Source organism: Streptomyces sp. ISL-100 (assembly GCF_018614615.1).
GTDB lineage: Bacteria > Actinomycetota > Actinomycetes > Streptomycetales > Streptomycetaceae > Streptomyces.
Genome location: NZ_JAGGOK010000104.1, coordinates 13,966 through 29,623 on the forward strand (window position 1 = coordinate 13,966; position 15,658 = coordinate 29,623).

Below are 15,658 nucleotides of genomic sequence, written 5' to 3' on the forward strand. Positions count from 1 at the left end.
TCCAAATGATCTTGAGGGGTTCGCGTGACTGTCGAAGATGAGAACGTTGACCCGGCTGACCCGTACGCGTCGCCGTTGGCTCACTTCGGGAGCGAAGTGAAGTTAGAGCGGGAACGACTGGACCTGAAGCGGCCGGAGTTCGCTAAGAAGGTCAGTTGCAGCCCGTCGCTCGTCGCGAAGATTGAAACCGGAAACCGGGTGCTGGGCTGGAGTTCGCGGAAGCGTGTGACCAGATCTTCCCGCACGCCAACGGGCGCTTCGTGCGGCTCTGGCCGCTCGCTCTTCGTTACGCCTTCCCGCCATGGTTCCGCCGGTACGCCGAACTTGAGTGGGTCGCTTCTGCGGTCCGCATGTTCAACCCCCAGCTCGTTCCTGGGCTCGTTCAGACGGAGGAGTACGCGCGGGCAGTCCTGCGCACCGCTCGCCCGACGAACTTGGACGACTTGGTGACAGCCCGGATAGAGCGGCAACGCATCCTCACGCGGGACACGCCAACGAAGGTCTGGATCATCCTTGACGTTGGGGTACTCACGCGCACAGTAGGGAACAAGGAAGTCATGCGGGGTCAACTGACCCGACTTCGCGACCTTGCGGAGACTCCCCCACACAGGGTCCAGATCATTCCGGACAAGGGGCGACACCATGGATGGGCAAGCCCCTTCGGGATGTTGTCCTTCCCCGAAGGTAAAGACGTGGTCCACGTGGACGGCTTCCCAAAGGGGTACCTACTGGCCGAAGCGGACGACGTCCAGTCAGGGAACGATGCCTATGATCTGCTCAACGCATTGGCTCTGTCCCCGGACGAGTCGGCACCCGTGGTCGACTCCATCATTAAGGATCACTACTCATGAACAACCCGCCCCCCGCCCCCGAACCGGTGTGGCGCAAATCCAGCTATAGCGGCAACAACGGGGGCGAATGCATCGAATGCCGTACAGACTTGGCGTCATTCGGGAAGGTCCCCGTACGCGACTCCAAGTGTGCAGACGGCCCAATCCTCACCTTCACAACGGCAGCGTTCAGCGACTTCATCCGGGCCACCGTCGCCGGCGACTTCGGAACCGTCTGACCGCTCCCACCACGAAACCCCGTAGTCATCAGGGGCTACGGGGCTTCGTTGCGTCTGGGCCTACGCGGCGAGAGTCACGCGCTCGTCCAACTCGTCCCACACAACCCAGGGTTCCGTTGACGGAATGTAGAGCCCTGTCTCTGTGGACTTGTGCCACTCATGGGCACCAACCACCACCCCACTGGGCAGCCGTCCGGCCAGAAGCCGGAACCTGGGCGTGATGATCGGCTTCAGCAGCCGGGCGACGCTTGCCGCGTACACATACAGAGCACGGCCCAGTTCGGCAGCGCTGTATATGAAGTCGGGCATGGGGGGAAAGTCTTCCCCGGCTGACTCCCAGGTCCAGCGCCTGGGCGTGTCACAGACGTAGACCTCAGTACGGAACTCGACAGTGGCAATCCTTCGTTCATCAGTGGACAACACAACCCCCCACGGGTCTCACGGCGTCTCGCACAACCGTTCGACCAACGTACACCCCGTGACTGACATATGCCTATAGGTTAGTTCATTCATCTGCCGTAGGCTACCTAGTCGGCATGAAACGGACAAACAGAAAAGCCCCCGCCGAAGCGGGGGCAGTCTGTCCGTTACCCATCGTGGTCGTGAGCGCCCGTACGTCAGCGCTGAGCCGGGCGTTCCTCCTACCAGCGGGACGGGGGCATGTACGCCGGGCGCGGACGCGGGGCGGTAGGCAGCGTGGCGGACCTGAGAGGGGAGTGATCCGGCTTGTTCACGGTCTCACTGGCCTCAATGAGCCAGAGCCCCAGCTCACGCGCCTGAGCGGGGCTGAGCTTCGCCCGGTCTCCCGGCACGGCGAGCGAGATTGCCCGGGTTTCCTTGTCGTTGTGCCACACGAGCACGCGCCCGGTGTCGCCGTTCAAGGTGGCCTTCGTCTCGCGAACGGTGTTCAGCGGCATGGGGTCTCTCTCCTGTCGGTGGTACTGGGTGAAGGGGTCTCGTCCGGTCAGTCCGGGCATTAGGCGTTGGCCAGTTCGTCCACGAGCGCGGAAGCGTCGTCCGCGGGAAGCACGACCGTCGCCACCGTTCGGCCGGCAGGGTCTCGAAGGTGCATGTCCACTTCGATCCCGCGCCGGGTCACGTCCACGGTTCCGCCGTCAGCCGTGGTGAAGGTGCATGTCATGGGCTGTCTCCCTGGGTGGTCTCACCCGGGGTCTGGGGAGTCGATTGCCTACGCGGCAGCGCCCAGGCGAGGCAAGGGCCAGGCCGCCCAAAAATGGGGCCGCACCTAGCGCGCGTTTTCCGAGCTGGGGCCGGGATCGCCGGCGGGCACGTCCGGGAACTTCCGGACCGCTCTCCGCCCCTGTCAGAAGGGAACGGAGTTGTATCCGAAGTCTTCGGCCGTCTTGATCTTGTGGCACGTCTTGCACAAGACCTGAACGTTCGCGTCCACGTCTTCGCCGCCCTTGGCAAGGGGCTTGATGTGGTCGATGTCAACGGCACTCGGAAGGTAGATGCCCAGGCACCTTGCGCACGTCCCTTGCACTGCCTTACGTACGGCCTTGCGCAGACGAGCGGCAGCGTTGTTGCCCAGGGCGATAGCCTCACGCCTCTTGCGGTGAGACTGGACAGAGCGCCCGGACTCATACGCCTTGTGATGCTCAGCGCAACGCCCCGCATGGGTGGCCCAGGCGCGACACTCAAGGCAGCGCGTACGTGGCATGGGCACACCTCCAAACACATGGGCTTACGCCGCAAATTGCGAGCTGGGGACAGTGCGCGAAGACTGGAGACATGACCACCAAACCGACACGGCCCACGAAGCCCGGACCCACACCAGAGACAAAGCCAGTTCCAAAGCCAGAGACGAAGCCAGTTCCGAAGCCCGAGACAAAGCCAGTTCCAAAGCCAAGTACCAAGTAGGCGGAACAAGCTGAGTGAATAGATAAGTGCCCGCCCCCGGACTCGAACCGGGAACCTCTGCCGTCTAAGGGCAGCGCCTCTTAGCCAGTTGGGCTAGGCGGGCTAGCTTGCGGTGGGCCGGATTCGAACCGGCGTTACCCCCTCACCGGGGGAGTCCTAGGCCGCTGGACGACCAACGCTTTAGGCGATTCCGTGGGAGCTACCCACCACGCCAAGGGATCACGAAGAGCCCACAGTTGGCCCGGTCGGACTTGAACCGACAACACCCGGGTTAAGAGCCCGGTGCTCTACCAATTGAGCTACGTGCCATAGGACCCGGCGCTCAGAACCACGGTGGAGAGACCACACATGGGAGCGCTCAGGCCGGCTGAGGGGGGTTCACTGTCCGCCGTGTGGCTCATAGCCGGAAGGGTGCGCGGTATCCCCTGCCCTCACCCCTTATCTAGTGAGTGGATTGCCTGGGCTCGTGGCTGCCGGCCGCCGGGTGCGCGGTGACGGAGTGACGAAGTGGCGAGCGGTTCGGGATGAGCCCCTAAGACTGTTTCTTAGATTCGTAGGATGGATTGGGAGTAACTGTCATTCCGTCACTTCGTCACTGATCACCACTAGGTGTCCGATTGCCTGACTCTGTGTAATCAGCCGGGACAGGCAATCCGCGCTCCGCCCCAGCGCTGCCCCCCGCACATGACGCGTACACGTCAATTACGCACCAAAGAAACCCCGCCCCCGGGACTGGCCGGGAACGGGGCTGTAGGCGCTCAGGCAGCCAGCGACACAGCTTCTGGCTTGATCTCGCGCGGGATTCCGGTCCACGCGTAGTGGAAGCGTTCGGGAGTTACCGCCGTACGGCCGGTGGCGAATGCCTTACGTACGCACACCCCGTCAAGCGCAAGGCGGAGCAACATCCGCTTCTTTTCCAGCGTTGCGCTCTCCCATGCCTCACGGACAAGTTCTGCGTCCAGAAGGAAGCCGATATCCGCCGAACCCTCCGGCACGGAGTCATACGCCTTCTGACATTGCTTCACCGCCTTCTCTGCTTCCTTCTTCAGCTTCGGGAAGAACTCTGCCGACGGGCCTTCGAACTCTTTCCGCTTGTACTTCGCGTCCAACAGATCCTGTAGTTCCGCCTTCGCATTAGCTAGGCGCGTTTCGGCATCCTTCTTCGTGGACACCGCGTCCGGCCTTTCAGCGGACAACCAACGGGACGCCACTGCCTGAATGAGCGCGTCTCCGGGATCGCTTGCGGCAAGCCGATTGCGGAAGGCTTGAAAAACGAAATCTTCAGCGTAGGTCGCCACAACCGAAGCCGGTGCAATGCACGGCTCCCCAGCACGAATCCTGTGGGGGCACTGGTAAGAGCGGCCAGACTTAGTCATCAGCCTTCCACATCCCGCGCAATGCAGAATCCCCGTGAGTTCATACTTAGCGGCGGAGCGGTCTCCCTGGGTTCGCATGTTCGGTCCGAACACCTTCGTACGCGCCATACGCTTTTCACGGGCCCGCATCTGTTGTGCTTCACTGACCAGCGGCTTTCCGATTCGGACACGGCGTCCTTCGTCGTTTCGGTAACACGGGTCAATGCGGTTGTACCACTTCGACGCGGGTTGGAACCCGATGAATGCCGGGTTTTGCAAGATGCGGTAAACGTGAACCGGAGTCCACCGCGCGGCACGCCCGGGAGCCGGAATCCCTTCCGCATTCAGACGGTCAACGATTTTCGGACCAGTCGCCCCATCGTCGGCTTCCTGATAGATACGCCGGATTACATCCGCCTTCGTGGGACCTTCCACGTTTCCCGGAAATGCCGGGCTGTCATCGGGCTTGAGCTTACGCTTTTTGTTCTTCTTCAGCCCGTAGGGAACTAGCTTGGCAAGCCAGATCCCTTCTTCCTTCGAGTGCCGCCACGCGTCCGATACCCGATCGGAGAGTTGGTCTGAGAACTCTTTTGCGTCTTCGGCACGCCACATGATCATGCGTCGGTCATTGCGGTTGCTCGTATCAAGATTGTCCGCACCGAAGAAGATTCGCTTTCCCTCAAGCGCATCCATGATCGTGAGGACAGCGAGCGCGCCTTTACGGCTGAACCTGTCAAGCTTGTAGCACCAAAGGCAGGTGATTTCCCCAGAATCCAGGGAACGGATTCCCGCGTCATATCCCGGACGCCGAATATCCTTACTGCCGCTAATTCCGTTGTCCACCCATACATAACGGGGGGTGTATCCATTGCTTTTGGCCCAACGGATACCGTCGCTGATCTGTTGGTTTACGCTCAGCTCCCGATCCTGTCGGGACTTCCGGCTCACGCTCTTGCGAGCGTAGATGTCTAGGTCGCCGGCAGGGTTGAGGACCCTGTACGGCACTGCCGTCCGGCCCGTAGGGGCCCCAGAGTCGGTGAACGTGTCGGGTACTGCTGTGAGCACGGTGAGCCCTCCCCGTCCCGCCTACGGGGCGTACAGCCCCCTCAACAGGCATCTGGGGAGTGCGTTGCCTGTTGGTGCTTACGCCTTCGCGTTCTGCAAGCGGACTGAGGTGCTCCAGGAGGCGGTGACCCGGCTGAAGGGCCTGGCCGGCTGCTAGAACTGGGGCTCCGCCCCAGACCCCGCACACCCGAAGGGCGTCCGGGGGCCTGGGGCGGGGTGGGGAAATGGCCCCGCGCAGCGGTCGGCGACGCGTGCTAGCCCGGTCGGGCGAGCAGCGGTCGCGCGGCGGCGGCGGGGCGCTCATCGTCGGGGTCAACGACTCGCGCGCGCCCGGAGGTAGACCGTGTCCGTCGACACCGCGGAGAGGGCCGCCGTACGGCCCACCCGCCTGCCCGCGCCCGAAGCGCTACGCACCCTGCGCCGAGCCCTGCCCGCACTCGGGCTCTTCGCTATCGCCCGCCTCACGGGCGTACTCACAGTCGCCCTCTGCTCCTGGTACGTCGGCAAGAACCCCCTCGCCCGCCTCGGCGACACCTGGGACTCCCGGTGGTACACGGGCATCGCCGCCCACGGCTACGGACACCGCACCCTCACCTTCCCCGACGGCGCGACCCAGAGCGACCTGGCCTTCTTCCCGCTCTACCCCGCCCTCATCGAGGCGGTCACGACCGTCGTCCCCCTCTCCGGCGGAGCGGCCGGGCTGCTGATCGCCTGGACCGCGGCCGCGGCAGCCGCCTACGGCATCTACCTGATCGCCGACCACCTCCACGGCCGCCGTACCGCCGGCGCGCTCGTCGTCCTCTGGGGCCTGCTGCCGCACTCCGTCGTCCTGACCATGGCGTATACGGAGCCGGTGCTCACCGCCTTCGCCGCCTGGTCGCTGTACGCCGTGATCCGCGACCGGTGGCTCTGGGCCGGCACGCTGGCCACGCTCGCCGGACTGGCCAGGCCCAACGGGATCGCGGTCGCCGCGGCGGTGGGCGCGGCAGCGGCGTACGCACTGTGGACCCACCGGAAACACCGTGCCCGCGTGCCCTGGCGGATCTGGGCGGGGGCCGCCGTCGCGCCGCTCGGCTGGGCCGGTTTCGTGCTGTGGGTGGGGGCAAGGGAAGGCGATCTGCTGGGCGGGTACTTCGCCGTGCAGGACGGGTGGGGTTCGCGCTTCGACTTCGGCGCCGGGGCCCTGCGCTTCGCGAAGCGCCTGCTCCTCACACCCGAGGTCCTGCCGTTCCCGATGGTGCTGGTGATCGTCGCGGCGGCGCTCGTGCTCTTCGCCCTGCTGCTCCTGGACGACCGCGTCCGGCCGCCGCTGCCGCTGCTCGTCTACACGACCGTACTCGTCCTCATCACAGTCGGCGGCTCCGGCTTCTTCGAGTCCAAGGCGCGTTTCCTGCTCCCCGCCTTCCCCCTGCTCCTCCCCCTCGCGCACGCCATGACGAAAGCCCGGCCGAGGGCCGCGATCGTGGTGACCGCCGCCCTGGCCGGGCTCTCGCTGAGCTACGGGACGTATCTGGTGACGATCGCCCCGGTCCCGCTGTGAAGCGCGGTGCTCAGGCCTCGCCGTCGCCGTCGCCGTCGCCGTCGGCGGAATCGACGTCCTTCTCGAGGCCCAGCTGCTCGACGAGCCACTTGTCGAATTCGATCGAGGCGCGCACCCAGCCGACCGTCGACGACACGAAGTGCTCAAGGCTGACGCCGGTGCCGATCAGCATCTGGGCCTCACCGATGAGACGGACGGCGCCGTCGTCGTGGGTGTGGCTGTAGACCTTGGGCCACAGCGTGCGGCGGTTCCAGTCGTCGATCAGCTCGAGGAGCTGGATCTTCTCCTCGATCTGGTGCGGCCGGTCGTAGAAGGTCCGTACCGAGAAGACCTGCTGGTCGTCCTCGCCACGGAACATGAAGTACGTACGGAATTCCTCCCACGGCGCGGCGAGGTCGCCCTCGTCGTCGACGACGTACTTCAGCTCCATCTGTTCCAGCAGCTGCTTGACGAGGTCCTGGTCCGGTACGACCGGGCCTGCGGGCCCTTCGGGCTGCGGTTCGGGCTGGCCCCCGAAGTTCGGGATCGAGGACGGGTCGATAGACATGTTCAATACTCCTGGGGTCTCGCGTGTGGGGTCTTCGCGTGGCTGCCTGACATCGACCCTAGTCGCGAAAGCGGGCGAGGGTCCTTCGCCCTGGGCTGAAACCGCTGCTACGCCGCGCCCACCGTCAGACCGTCCCCGACCCGGTCCACCCGGACCGTGTCGCCGTCGGTGATCTCGCCCGCGAGGATCTCCTTCGCGAGCCGGTCACCGATCGCCGTCTGGATGAGACGGCGCAGCGGCCGGGCCCCGTAGGCAGGGTCGTTGCCCTCTTCCGCCAGCCAGGCCAGGGCGGCCGGGGTGACGTCGAGGGTGAGACGGCGGTCGGCGAGGCGCTTGGCGAGGCGGCCGATCTGGAGCTCGGCGATGTGCGCCAGCTCGTCCGCGGACAGGGCGGAGAAGACCACCAGGTCGTCGAGCCGGTTGAGGAACTCCGGCTTGAAGGTGGCCCGTACGATCTCCATGACCTGCTGCTTCTTCTCTTCGTCGCTGGTCAGCGGCTCGACGAGGTACTGGCTTCCGAGGTTCGACGTCAGCACGAGGATGGCGTTGCGGAAGTCGACCGTCCGCCCCTGCCCGTCGGTCAGCCGTCCGTCGTCGAGGACCTGCAACAGGATGTCGAAGACCTCCGGGTGCGCCTTCTCGACCTCGTCGAGGAGTACGACGCTGTACGGGCGCCGGCGCACCGCCTCCGTGAGCTGGCCGCCCTCCTCGTAGCCGACGTAACCGGGAGGAGCACCCACCAGCCGCGCGACGCTGTGCTTCTCGCCGTACTCGCTCATGTCGATGCGGACCATGGCCCGCTCGTCGTCGAACAGGAAGTCCGCGAGCGCCTTGGCGAGCTCGGTCTTGCCGACACCGGTGGGGCCGAGGAAGAGGAACGAGCCGGTCGGACGGTCCGGGTCGGCGATGCCGGCGCGGGTGCGGCGTACCGCGTCCGAGACCGCCTGGACGGCCTCGTGCTGGCCGATCAGCCGCTTGCCGAGCTCGTCCTCCATGCGCAGCAGCTTCTGCGTCTCACCCTCAAGGAGCCGTCCGGCGGGAATGCCGGTCCAGGCCCCCACCACATCGGCGATGTCGTCGGGTCCGACCTCCTCCTTGACCATGGTGTCGGTACGGACCTCCGCCTCGGCGGCCGCGGCCTCCTCCAGCTCGCGCTCCAGGCCGGGGATCTCGCCGTACAGCAGCTTGGAAGCGGTGTCGAAGTCGCCGTCGCGCTGCGCGCGTTCGGCCTGGCCGCGCAGGTCGTCCAGCTTCTCCTTCAGCTCACCCACACGGTTGAGGCCCTGCTTCTCCTTCTCCCAGCGGGCGTTGAGGCCGCGCAGCTCCTCCTCCTTGTCGGCGAGGTCGCGCCGGAGCTTCTCCAGGCGCTGCTTGCTCGCCGGGTCGGACTCGTTCTTGAGCGCGAGCTCCTCCATCTTCAGCCGGTCGACGGCGCGCTGGAGCTCGTCGATCTCCAGCGGCGAGGAGTCGATCTCCATGCGCAGGCGCGAGGCGGCCTCGTCGACGAGGTCGATGGCCTTGTCGGGGAGGAACCGGGAGGTGATGTACCGGTCGGAGAGCGCCGCGGCCGCCACCAGCGCGGAGTCCGCGATCTGCACCTTGTGGTGGGCCTCGTAGCGCCCCTTGAGGCCGCGGAGGATCGCGATGGTGTCCTCTACGGTCGGCTCGGCGACCAGCACCTGCTGGAAGCGGCGCTCCAGCGCGGGGTCCTTCTCGATCCGCTCCCGGTACTCGTCGAGCGTGGTCGCGCCGACCATGCGCAGCTCGCCGCGGGCCAGCATGGGCTTGAGCATGTTGCCCGCGTCCATGGCGGAGTCACCGCCGGCGCCGGTGCCGACGACGGTGTGCAGCTCGTCGATGAAGGTGATGATCTGGCCGTCGCTCTCCTTGATCTCGGAGAGGACGCTCTTCAGCCGCTCCTCGAACTCGCCGCGGTACTTGGCCCCGGCGACCATCGCGCCCAGGTCCAGTGCGACCAGCCGCTTGTTCTTGAGCGACTCGGGTACGTCGCCCTTGACGATGCGCTGGGCCAGCCCCTCGACGACGGCGGTCTTGCCCACGCCCGGCTCACCGATGAGCACGGGGTTGTTCTTCGTACGCCGCGACAGGACCTGCACGACGCGCCGGATCTCCTGGTCCCGCCCGATGACCGGGTCGAGCTTGCCTTCGCGCGCGGCCGCCGTGAAGTCGGTGCCGAACTTCTCCAGGGCCTTGTACTGGCCCTCCGGGTCGGGGGTGGTCACCCGGCGCCCTCCCCTGATCTTCTCGAACGTCTCCAGCAGCTTCTTGGCGCTCGCGCCCTCCTGGGACAGTATGTCCCCGGCCTTGCCGCCCTTGGCCGCGATGCCGATGAGCAGGTGCTCGGTGGACAGGTAGTCGTCCCCCAGCTCCTTGGCCTGCTGCCCGGCCTCGGCGATGACCGCGAGCATTTCGCGGTTGGGCTGGGGCGGGGCGACGGTGGCACCGGTAACGCTGGGCAGCGCGGCGAGCAGGCGCTCGGTCCCCGCCCGTACGGCCGCCTGGTCCGCGTCGACGGCGGCCAGCAGGTCGATGATGTTCGCGTTGTCCTCACCCGCGAGCAGGGCCAGCAGCAGATGCGCGGGGGTGAGGTCCGCGTGCCCGTCCTGGACGGCGCGGCTGCTCGCCGCCTGGATCGCGTCCCGGCTCTTGTTGGTCAGCTCTGCGTCCACTGCGCTCTCTCCTCCTCGGCGGGCGGTGTCACCTTGCCGGCTACCAGCTATGACATATCAAGCATACGCAAAGTTGAGTCTATTCCACTCAAGGCAGAGAAAGACAGCCGACTACTCTTGGCCCATGGCCAATGACCTCGACGTACGCAATCCCAGTCCCGAGTACCTCGCCTTCTGGCGCGAGTACCACCTGTGCACCCTGACAACCCTGCGCCCGGACGGCTCGCCGCACGTCGTGCCGGTCGGCGTGACGTACGACCCCGAGGCGGGGATCGCTCGCGTCATCACCAACAAGAGCAGCACAAAGGTGGCCAACGTGCTGGCCGCGGGGCCGGCGGGCGCGCGGGTCGCCGTCTGCCAGGTGAAGGGCGGCCACTGGGCGACGCTGGAAGGGCGCGCGGTCGTCCGTACGGAACCGGAACTGATCGCGGAGGCGGTACGCCGCTACGCCGAGCGGTACGAGCGCACGCCGGCGTCGAACCCGGACCGCGTACTGATCGAGATCACCCTGGACCGCGCGATGGGCCGCGCCCCGAGCGCGACCTGACCGGGGCAGCACAGCACAGCGGCGCCATCGTGTTCAGGTCCACGATGACGCCGCTGTGTGGGGGAGCGCCTGGGCGATTGTTAACGACGGGGGAATCGCTTCAGGCGCTGCGGGGGGTGGCGGTGCTGGTTTCTGGTTCGATCAGCTGGTGGTCACGCTGGTCGAGATTGACGAACACCATGCCGTACCGCACGGCACAGCGAACGGGCTGCGGGGCGCCCCGGGGCTTGCGAAGGCACCGGTAGGCACGGACGTCCTCATCCTCTTCACGCGCGACCAGGATCGGCTCGCCGAAAAGGGTGACCATCAGCGAGTCGCCACGGTGGGGAATGGCCGTGACCAGGTCGATGAAGTGCCAGCCCGAGCGGTAGGCCGTGGCCATTTCACGTCTGAAGGTGCGGTCGTCCGGTGGGACCGTCATGTCATGCGCCCGCTGCGGTCGGCGCGGGCCCCCAGCTGATCTCACCGGGCCCTGCCGCGGCCTCAATGTTCCAGCTGATCTCACCTGGCGACGTGGTCGCCGCCTCGGAACTCCAGCTGATTTCATCACTGCTCAGTACGCCGTAGCCCAAGACCGCGACGAAAGCGGTGGCAAGCACCGAGCGAAGCATTCGCTTATACATGGTCGGCTTCGTCCTCACTTGTGGATTCATCTCCCCCGTCTCTAAGACGATGTCTCACCTGGGCACGCGAACACCACCGGGTCGATGCATCATGTTCCTGCATGTTCAGGAACCTGGGGGGTGGAGATATGGCCACAAACAACACAAAACCGGCACATCCTCATGGGATAACCGAACTGTGCGACGACGGGAGGCGTCTTTACGCCAGCGCGCTGCGCTCTGGACGCATAGCTCGCAGCGAAGTTGAGCCGGCGCCCTGCCTGATGGACTTCGCGCTCCTGCACCCCGACCCCGACGACGCCGACTGGCTTCGCCCAGTTCCGCCGTCCGCCGCACTCGCGCAGCGGCTCCACCCCATAGAGCGGGAGATCCAGGAGCGCCGACGGCACTCCGTCGAACTGGCCGACTCTTTCGAGCCGTTCATGGATATCAGCGCCCAGGACCCGCCGACCACCCACGCCATCACGGTGCTGGAGGGGGTCCACCGGATCAACGCCGCGCTCGACCTCGCCACCGCCGAGTGCCGCACCGAAGTCCTCACCGTCCAGCCCGGCGGCGACCGGGGCGAGGACCGTCTGCGCGAAGGCCTGGAACGCGGCCTGTCGGTGGTCGACCGAGGTGTCAGCATGCGCACCCTCTACCAGCACACCGTCCGCCACAGCCAGGGCACGCTCGCCTACGCGGAACGCCTGGCCGACGGCAAGGTGGAGATCCGTACGCTCGAAGAACTCATCGAGCGCCTGATCGTCTTCGACCGGACGGTCGCATTCATCCCGGCCCGCAACGACGACCAGGTCGCCCTGGAACTGCGCCACCCCGGACTGGTCGACTACTTGGTCAACGTCTTCGAGCAGCTGTGGTCCCGCGCTGCCCCGCTGCTCGAAGAGCTCCAGTACGACCCACCCCCCAAAGGCATCAGTGGTGTTCAGCGGTCCATCGCCCAACTCCTCGTCGAAGGCCATGTCGACGACTCCATCGCCCGCCGCCTCGGCATGAACGTGCGAACCTGCCGCGCGCACATCGCCAAACTGAACGCCACACTCGGCAGCGGCAGCCGGGCACAACTGGGCTACCTCATCGCCCAGTCCGGCATCCTGGACGACAACCACTGAATGACCACTCCTCCTGTCTGGTCTTCGACAGTCCCTGGGTGACTACGATTTCGCCACCGTCATCTTGTTGCACTGCAAAAAGCGGGGGGAGTCCAGATGGACGAATATCAGGAAAAGCCGGTGCACCCACACAGTGACCGGGAGCTGTGCGCCCCCGCGATCCGGCTCTACACCGAGGCACTCCGCAAGGGACGGATCGCGCGCGCCGATCTCGCGCCCGCCCCCTGCCTCATCGACATGGCGCTGCTCCAGCCCGACCTCCGGGACGCCGCATGGCTCCACCCCGTGCCACCGTCCGCCGCCCTGGCGCACCTGCTGCAGCCCATCACGCGGGAGATCCACGAGCGTTTACGGCTCACCGTCGCGCTGGCCGACTCGCTGGCGCCCCTGACGGCCGTCGCCAGTGAGGACCCGAACCTCGCCATCACCGTGCTCGAAGGAATGCCGCTGATCCACTCCGCCCTCAACGACGCCATGGCCGTCGCCAAGGAGGAGGTCCTGACGGTCCAGCCCGGCAGCACCCGCCCGCCCGACGCACTGCGCCAAGGACTGGCCCATGCCATGCCCGCCATCGCACGTGGGGCGGCCCTGCGGCACATCTACCAGCACTCGGCGCGTTACAGCCCGCACCTCAGGGACTACCTGAGCCAGTTCGCCCCCGGACAACTCCAGGTGCGCACCGTGGAGCAGACGATCGAGCGGCTGATCACCATCGACCGTACGGTCGCGTTCCTTCCCGCCACCCGCCGGCGCGACGTAGCCCTCGAAATCCGGCACCCCGCCCTCGTCACCTATCTCGTCCAGGTCTACGAAGTGCTGTGGGCCCAGGCCACCCCCATCGCGGAACACCTGCCCCTGGTGTGCCCGGACACTCCCGTAACCGCCGTGCAGCGGAGCATCGCCCGCCTCCTGGTCGAGGGGAACGTGGACGAGGTGGTGGCCCGCAAGATGGGCATCAGCGTACGAACGTGCCGAGCCCACATCGCCAAGCTCATGCAGGCACTCAACGCCTCGGGCCGAACCCACCTGGGAGCGCTCCTGGTCCAGTCCGGAATAGTCGAAACTCCTTGCCCGCCCCTGCCTCAACTCGACCTGAACAACCGGTAGTTTCACACCATCCTCACCTGTACAGTCATCCTTCTCTTCATTTCCCCCCACGTCTGTGACTCCTCTTCCTCAACAGAAAGAGCTGCCCAGCCGTGTACGTCGACACCAGAACCACCTTCCGCGCCGCCGCCGCGGCCACCGCACTGCTCATTTCCACCGGAACGGTGTACGCACTGGCCGCCACCCCGGCCTCCGCCGCGGCCTGCGCCTCCCCGCAATGGCAGGCACAGTTCTTCGCGAACACGACCTTCAGCGGAACGCCCGCCGCGACCGTCTGCGACGCCGCCATCAGCGAGAACTACGGCACCGGCGACCCGGCAGGCGTCACCCTCCCCAACGACAACTTCGGCGTCCGCTGGTCACTGACCCGGGACTTCGGCTCGGGCGGCCCCTTCGCCCTCACCGCCGAGGCGCTGGACGGCATCAGGGTGTACGTCGACGGGGTGCGCCAGATCGACTTGTGGCAGGACGTGACGACCGTCCAGAAGAAGACGGTCAACGTCACGATCCCCAGGGGCACCCACACCCTGCGCGTCGACTACGCCGCCTTCACCGGTTCGGCGAGCGTCAACTTCACCTACGCGCCCCGCACTACCCCGGACGTAGACACGATCGCACCACTGGCCCCCACGGGCACGAGCACGACGTACGACACGACCACGCGCAGGGCAACCGTCACCTGGTCGCGGAACGCCGAGATGGACCTGGCCGGCTACCGAGTCTTCCGCCGCCTCAAGGGCACGAGCACATACATCAACGTCACGGGCGCGACCTACATCACCGGCACGACGTACATCGGCGTACCGCCCGCGACGGGCGAGGTCTGGTACTACGAGGTCCGAGCCGTCGACAAGGCGGGCCGCGAGGGCCCCGGCAGCATCGACATGCCCGTCACCACGGTCGACGCGACACCGCCGGCCGCCCCCACGGGCCTGGCGGGCCGGCCGGAGGCCGGTGGCACCAACTCGCTCACCTGGCAGGCGGTCGCGGACGCGGCGAAGTACGAGGTGTACCGCGCGGCCGGGGACTCCCGCGACTACACGAAGATCGCGACGGTGGAGGCGGTGGGGACTCCCGCGTACACGGACGCGACCCTCGACCCGGCGGTGACGTCGTACAAGTACACGGTCAAGGCCGTGGACGCGGCCGGAAACGCATCCCCGTACGCCACCCACATCGCCATCGCGGCCCCCGACACCACCCCGCCCTTGCCGCCCACCGCGCTCGCGATCACCGTCGAGGACGACAAGGGCGTAACGCTGGCGTGGCAGAGCGGGGCGGCCGCCGACACGAAGGCGTACAACGTCTACCGCGCGCCGGAGGACCTGGACGTGGAGACAAAGGTCGGCACGACCGAGGGACTCACGCTCCAGGACACGACCGGCCAGGCGGGCCAGCGCTTCCGCTACCGCGTCGCGGCCGTCGACGCGGCGGGCAACGAGTCGGCGAAGTCGGAGTGGGTGTTCGGCAAGCGGGCGGTCGGCCCCGAGTCCGTACCGACCGCGCCGCAGGAACTGACCGGCACTCTCACCGGCGGACGCCTGAACCTCAACTGGACGGCGGGCCCGTACGTCCCGGTGACGGAGTACCGCGTCTACAAGAGCGCGACGAGCCCGGTCCCGACGGAGACCGGCGCGGAACCCTACCGAGTCACCCAGACCCCCACCCTCACGGTGGACGACATCCCGGTGGACGAGCGCGACCACTTCTACGCGGTGGTGGCGGTAACCCAGTACGGCGTGGCCTCCCCCGCCTCCGGCTCCTTCAAGCCCGTCTACCAGGCGCACCAGCCGCCTGCCGCGACCCGGATCTACGACGTGTCGGGCCACGACGGGATGGTGTGGTTCGTCTGGGACCACGTGGAGGCCGATGAGGGCGCGCCGGCGATCACCGGCTACCGCGTGTACCGCGCGACGGAGCCGGGCGTCACGAAGGAGAACGCGACCGCGCTGCCGGTGACCACGGACAACGAGTTCAGGGACACGGAAGTGGCCAACGGGACGACGTACTACTACGCCGTAGCGGCGGTAGACGCGGCGGGCGGCGAAGCCCCACTCTCGGCGGAAGTCTCCGCGACCCCATGGGCGGACACCACGCGGTGAGAGGTCGTTTTCTCCCAGTG

Annotated in this window: 16 protein-coding genes and 3 tRNA genes; 8 read left to right on the forward strand and 11 right to left on the reverse strand. The window is 66.6% G+C overall.

The window, feature by feature from the left end; translation table 11 throughout:
- The first annotated feature begins 96 nt into the window (after positions 1–96).
- Genes J7E89_RS42560 through J7E89_RS36445 form a run of 3 tightly spaced genes read left to right on the forward strand, consistent with a single transcriptional unit; the run spans position 97 to position 1,069 of the window.
- The gene (locus tag J7E89_RS42560) at positions 97–450 is read left to right on the forward strand and encodes a hypothetical protein (RefSeq protein ID WP_374196976.1); all 354 of its coding nucleotides are present in this window, start codon (positions 97–99) and stop codon (positions 448–450) included.
- Positions 351–851 carry a DUF5753 domain-containing protein gene (locus J7E89_RS41480; protein WP_251061572.1) on the forward strand — a complete coding sequence of 167 codons (501 nt, stop codon included), beginning with the start codon at positions 351–353 and terminating at the stop codon, positions 849–851. Before J7E89_RS42560 ends, J7E89_RS41480 begins: the two co-directional genes overlap by 100 nt.
- Positions 848–1,069, forward strand: a complete 222-nt coding sequence (locus J7E89_RS36445) for a DUF397 domain-containing protein (RefSeq protein WP_214980286.1) — start codon at positions 848–850, stop codon at positions 1,067–1,069. Before J7E89_RS41480 ends, J7E89_RS36445 begins: the two co-directional genes overlap by 4 nt.
- Positions 1,070–1,129: 60 nt before the next feature.
- Here J7E89_RS36445 and J7E89_RS36450 read toward each other — a convergent pair whose 3' ends face one another.
- The 8 genes from J7E89_RS36450 to J7E89_RS36485 form a co-directional block, all read right to left on the reverse strand.
- Complete coding sequence (locus J7E89_RS36450; RefSeq protein ID WP_214980288.1) at positions 1,130–1,378, reverse strand: hypothetical protein; 249 nt, start codon at positions 1,376–1,378, stop codon at positions 1,130–1,132.
- A gap of 332 nt (positions 1,379–1,710) precedes the next feature.
- The gene (locus tag J7E89_RS36455; protein WP_214980290.1) at positions 1,711–1,986 is read right to left on the reverse strand and encodes a hypothetical protein; all 276 of its coding nucleotides are present in this window, start codon (positions 1,984–1,986) and stop codon (positions 1,711–1,713) included.
- Positions 1,987–2,045: 59 nt separating this feature from the next.
- A complete protein-coding gene (locus J7E89_RS36460; protein ID WP_214980298.1) occupies positions 2,046–2,210 on the reverse strand; it encodes a hypothetical protein in 165 nt (54 codons plus the stop codon).
- Positions 2,211–2,393: 183 nt separating this feature from the next.
- Entirely contained in the window at positions 2,394–2,750 is a 357-nt protein-coding gene (locus J7E89_RS36465; protein ID WP_214980300.1) for an HNH endonuclease, read from the reverse strand.
- 227 nt (positions 2,751–2,977) lie between these two features.
- A tRNA-Leu gene (locus J7E89_RS36470) sits at positions 2,978–3,053 on the reverse strand.
- Positions 3,054–3,058: 5 nt separating this feature from the next.
- Positions 3,059–3,129 (reverse strand) — tRNA-His (locus tag J7E89_RS36475).
- A 57-nt stretch (positions 3,130–3,186) separates the two neighbouring features.
- Positions 3,187–3,259: transfer RNA gene (locus J7E89_RS36480), tRNA-Lys, on the reverse strand.
- Between the two features lie 449 nt (positions 3,260–3,708).
- Positions 3,709–5,370, reverse strand: a complete 1,662-nt coding sequence (locus J7E89_RS36485) for a recombinase family protein (protein WP_308315718.1) — start codon at positions 5,368–5,370, stop codon at positions 3,709–3,711.
- Between the two features lie 343 nt (positions 5,371–5,713).
- Here J7E89_RS36485 and J7E89_RS36490 point away from each other — a divergent pair, with 343 nt between their 5' ends.
- Positions 5,714–6,910 (forward strand): hypothetical protein, encoded by a 1,197-nt coding sequence (locus J7E89_RS36490; RefSeq protein ID WP_374196973.1) that lies wholly within the window; start codon positions 5,714–5,716, stop codon positions 6,908–6,910.
- Between the two features lie 10 nt (positions 6,911–6,920).
- Here J7E89_RS36490 and J7E89_RS36495 read toward each other — a convergent pair whose 3' ends face one another.
- Entirely contained in the window at positions 6,921–7,457 is a 537-nt protein-coding gene (locus J7E89_RS36495; protein WP_214980304.1) for a YbjN domain-containing protein, read from the reverse strand.
- 107 nt (positions 7,458–7,564) lie between these two features.
- Positions 7,565–10,147: an ATP-dependent chaperone ClpB gene (gene clpB, locus J7E89_RS36500; protein ID WP_214980306.1), complete on the reverse strand. Its 2,583-nt coding sequence runs from the start codon at positions 10,145–10,147 to the stop codon at positions 7,565–7,567.
- Positions 10,148–10,271: 124 nt separating this feature from the next.
- On the opposite strand from clpB, the gene J7E89_RS36505 reads away from it, so the two are divergent.
- Positions 10,272–10,694 carry a pyridoxamine 5'-phosphate oxidase family protein gene (locus J7E89_RS36505; RefSeq protein ID WP_214980308.1) on the forward strand — a complete coding sequence of 141 codons (423 nt, stop codon included), beginning with the start codon at positions 10,272–10,274 and terminating at the stop codon, positions 10,692–10,694.
- A gap of 100 nt (positions 10,695–10,794) precedes the next feature.
- On the opposite strand, the gene J7E89_RS36510 is transcribed toward J7E89_RS36505, so the two are convergent.
- Positions 10,795–11,115 (reverse strand): (2Fe-2S)-binding protein, encoded by a 321-nt coding sequence (locus J7E89_RS36510; protein ID WP_214909602.1) that lies wholly within the window; start codon positions 11,113–11,115, stop codon positions 10,795–10,797.
- A gap of 303 nt (positions 11,116–11,418) precedes the next feature.
- Here J7E89_RS36510 and J7E89_RS36515 point away from each other — a divergent pair, with 303 nt between their 5' ends.
- From J7E89_RS36515 to J7E89_RS36525, 3 genes are all read left to right on the forward strand, one after another.
- Entirely contained in the window at positions 11,419–12,429 is a 1,011-nt protein-coding gene (locus J7E89_RS36515) for a helix-turn-helix transcriptional regulator (RefSeq protein ID WP_374196974.1), read from the forward strand.
- 96 nt (positions 12,430–12,525) lie between these two features.
- Positions 12,526–13,536, forward strand: coding sequence for a LuxR C-terminal-related transcriptional regulator (locus J7E89_RS36520; protein ID WP_214980313.1), 1,011 nt, complete (start codon positions 12,526–12,528; stop codon positions 13,534–13,536).
- A gap of 92 nt (positions 13,537–13,628) precedes the next feature.
- Positions 13,629–15,638, forward strand: a complete 2,010-nt coding sequence (locus tag J7E89_RS36525; RefSeq protein WP_214980315.1) for a PA14 domain-containing protein — start codon at positions 13,629–13,631, stop codon at positions 15,636–15,638.
- The last annotated feature ends 20 nt before the right edge of the window (positions 15,639–15,658 follow it).

What these genes read in the sequence shown, in the direction of transcription:
- J7E89_RS36445 (WP_214980286.1), top strand. Translation starts at nt 848, where the DNA reads ATGAACAACCCGCCCCCCGCCCCCGAACCGGTGTGGCGCAAATCCAGC.
- J7E89_RS36455 (WP_214980290.1), bottom strand. Translation starts at nt 1,986, where the DNA reads ATGCCGCTGAACACCGTTCGCGAGACGAAGGCCACCTTGAACGGCGAC.
- J7E89_RS36460 (WP_214980298.1), bottom strand. Translation starts at nt 2,210, where the DNA reads ATGACATGCACCTTCACCACGGCTGACGGCGGAACCGTGGACGTGACC.
- J7E89_RS36510 (WP_214909602.1), bottom strand. Translation starts at nt 11,115, where the DNA reads ATGACGGTCCCACCGGACGACCGCACCTTCAGACGTGAAATGGCCACG.
- J7E89_RS36450 (WP_214980288.1), bottom strand. Translation starts at nt 1,378, where the DNA reads ATGCCCGACTTCATATACAGCGCTGCCGAACTGGGCCGTGCTCTGTAT.
- J7E89_RS41480 (WP_251061572.1), top strand. Translation starts at nt 351, where the DNA reads ATGTTCAACCCCCAGCTCGTTCCTGGGCTCGTTCAGACGGAGGAGTAC.
- J7E89_RS36465 (WP_214980300.1), bottom strand. Translation starts at nt 2,750, where the DNA reads ATGCCACGTACGCGCTGCCTTGAGTGTCGCGCCTGGGCCACCCATGCG.
- J7E89_RS36495 (WP_214980304.1), bottom strand. Translation starts at nt 7,457, where the DNA reads ATGTCTATCGACCCGTCCTCGATCCCGAACTTCGGGGGCCAGCCCGAA.
- J7E89_RS36515 (WP_374196974.1), top strand. Translation starts at nt 11,419, where the DNA reads ATGTTCAGGAACCTGGGGGGTGGAGATATGGCCACAAACAACACAAAA.
- J7E89_RS36520 (WP_214980313.1), top strand. Translation starts at nt 12,526, where the DNA reads ATGGACGAATATCAGGAAAAGCCGGTGCACCCACACAGTGACCGGGAG.
- J7E89_RS36505 (WP_214980308.1), top strand. Translation starts at nt 10,272, where the DNA reads ATGGCCAATGACCTCGACGTACGCAATCCCAGTCCCGAGTACCTCGCC.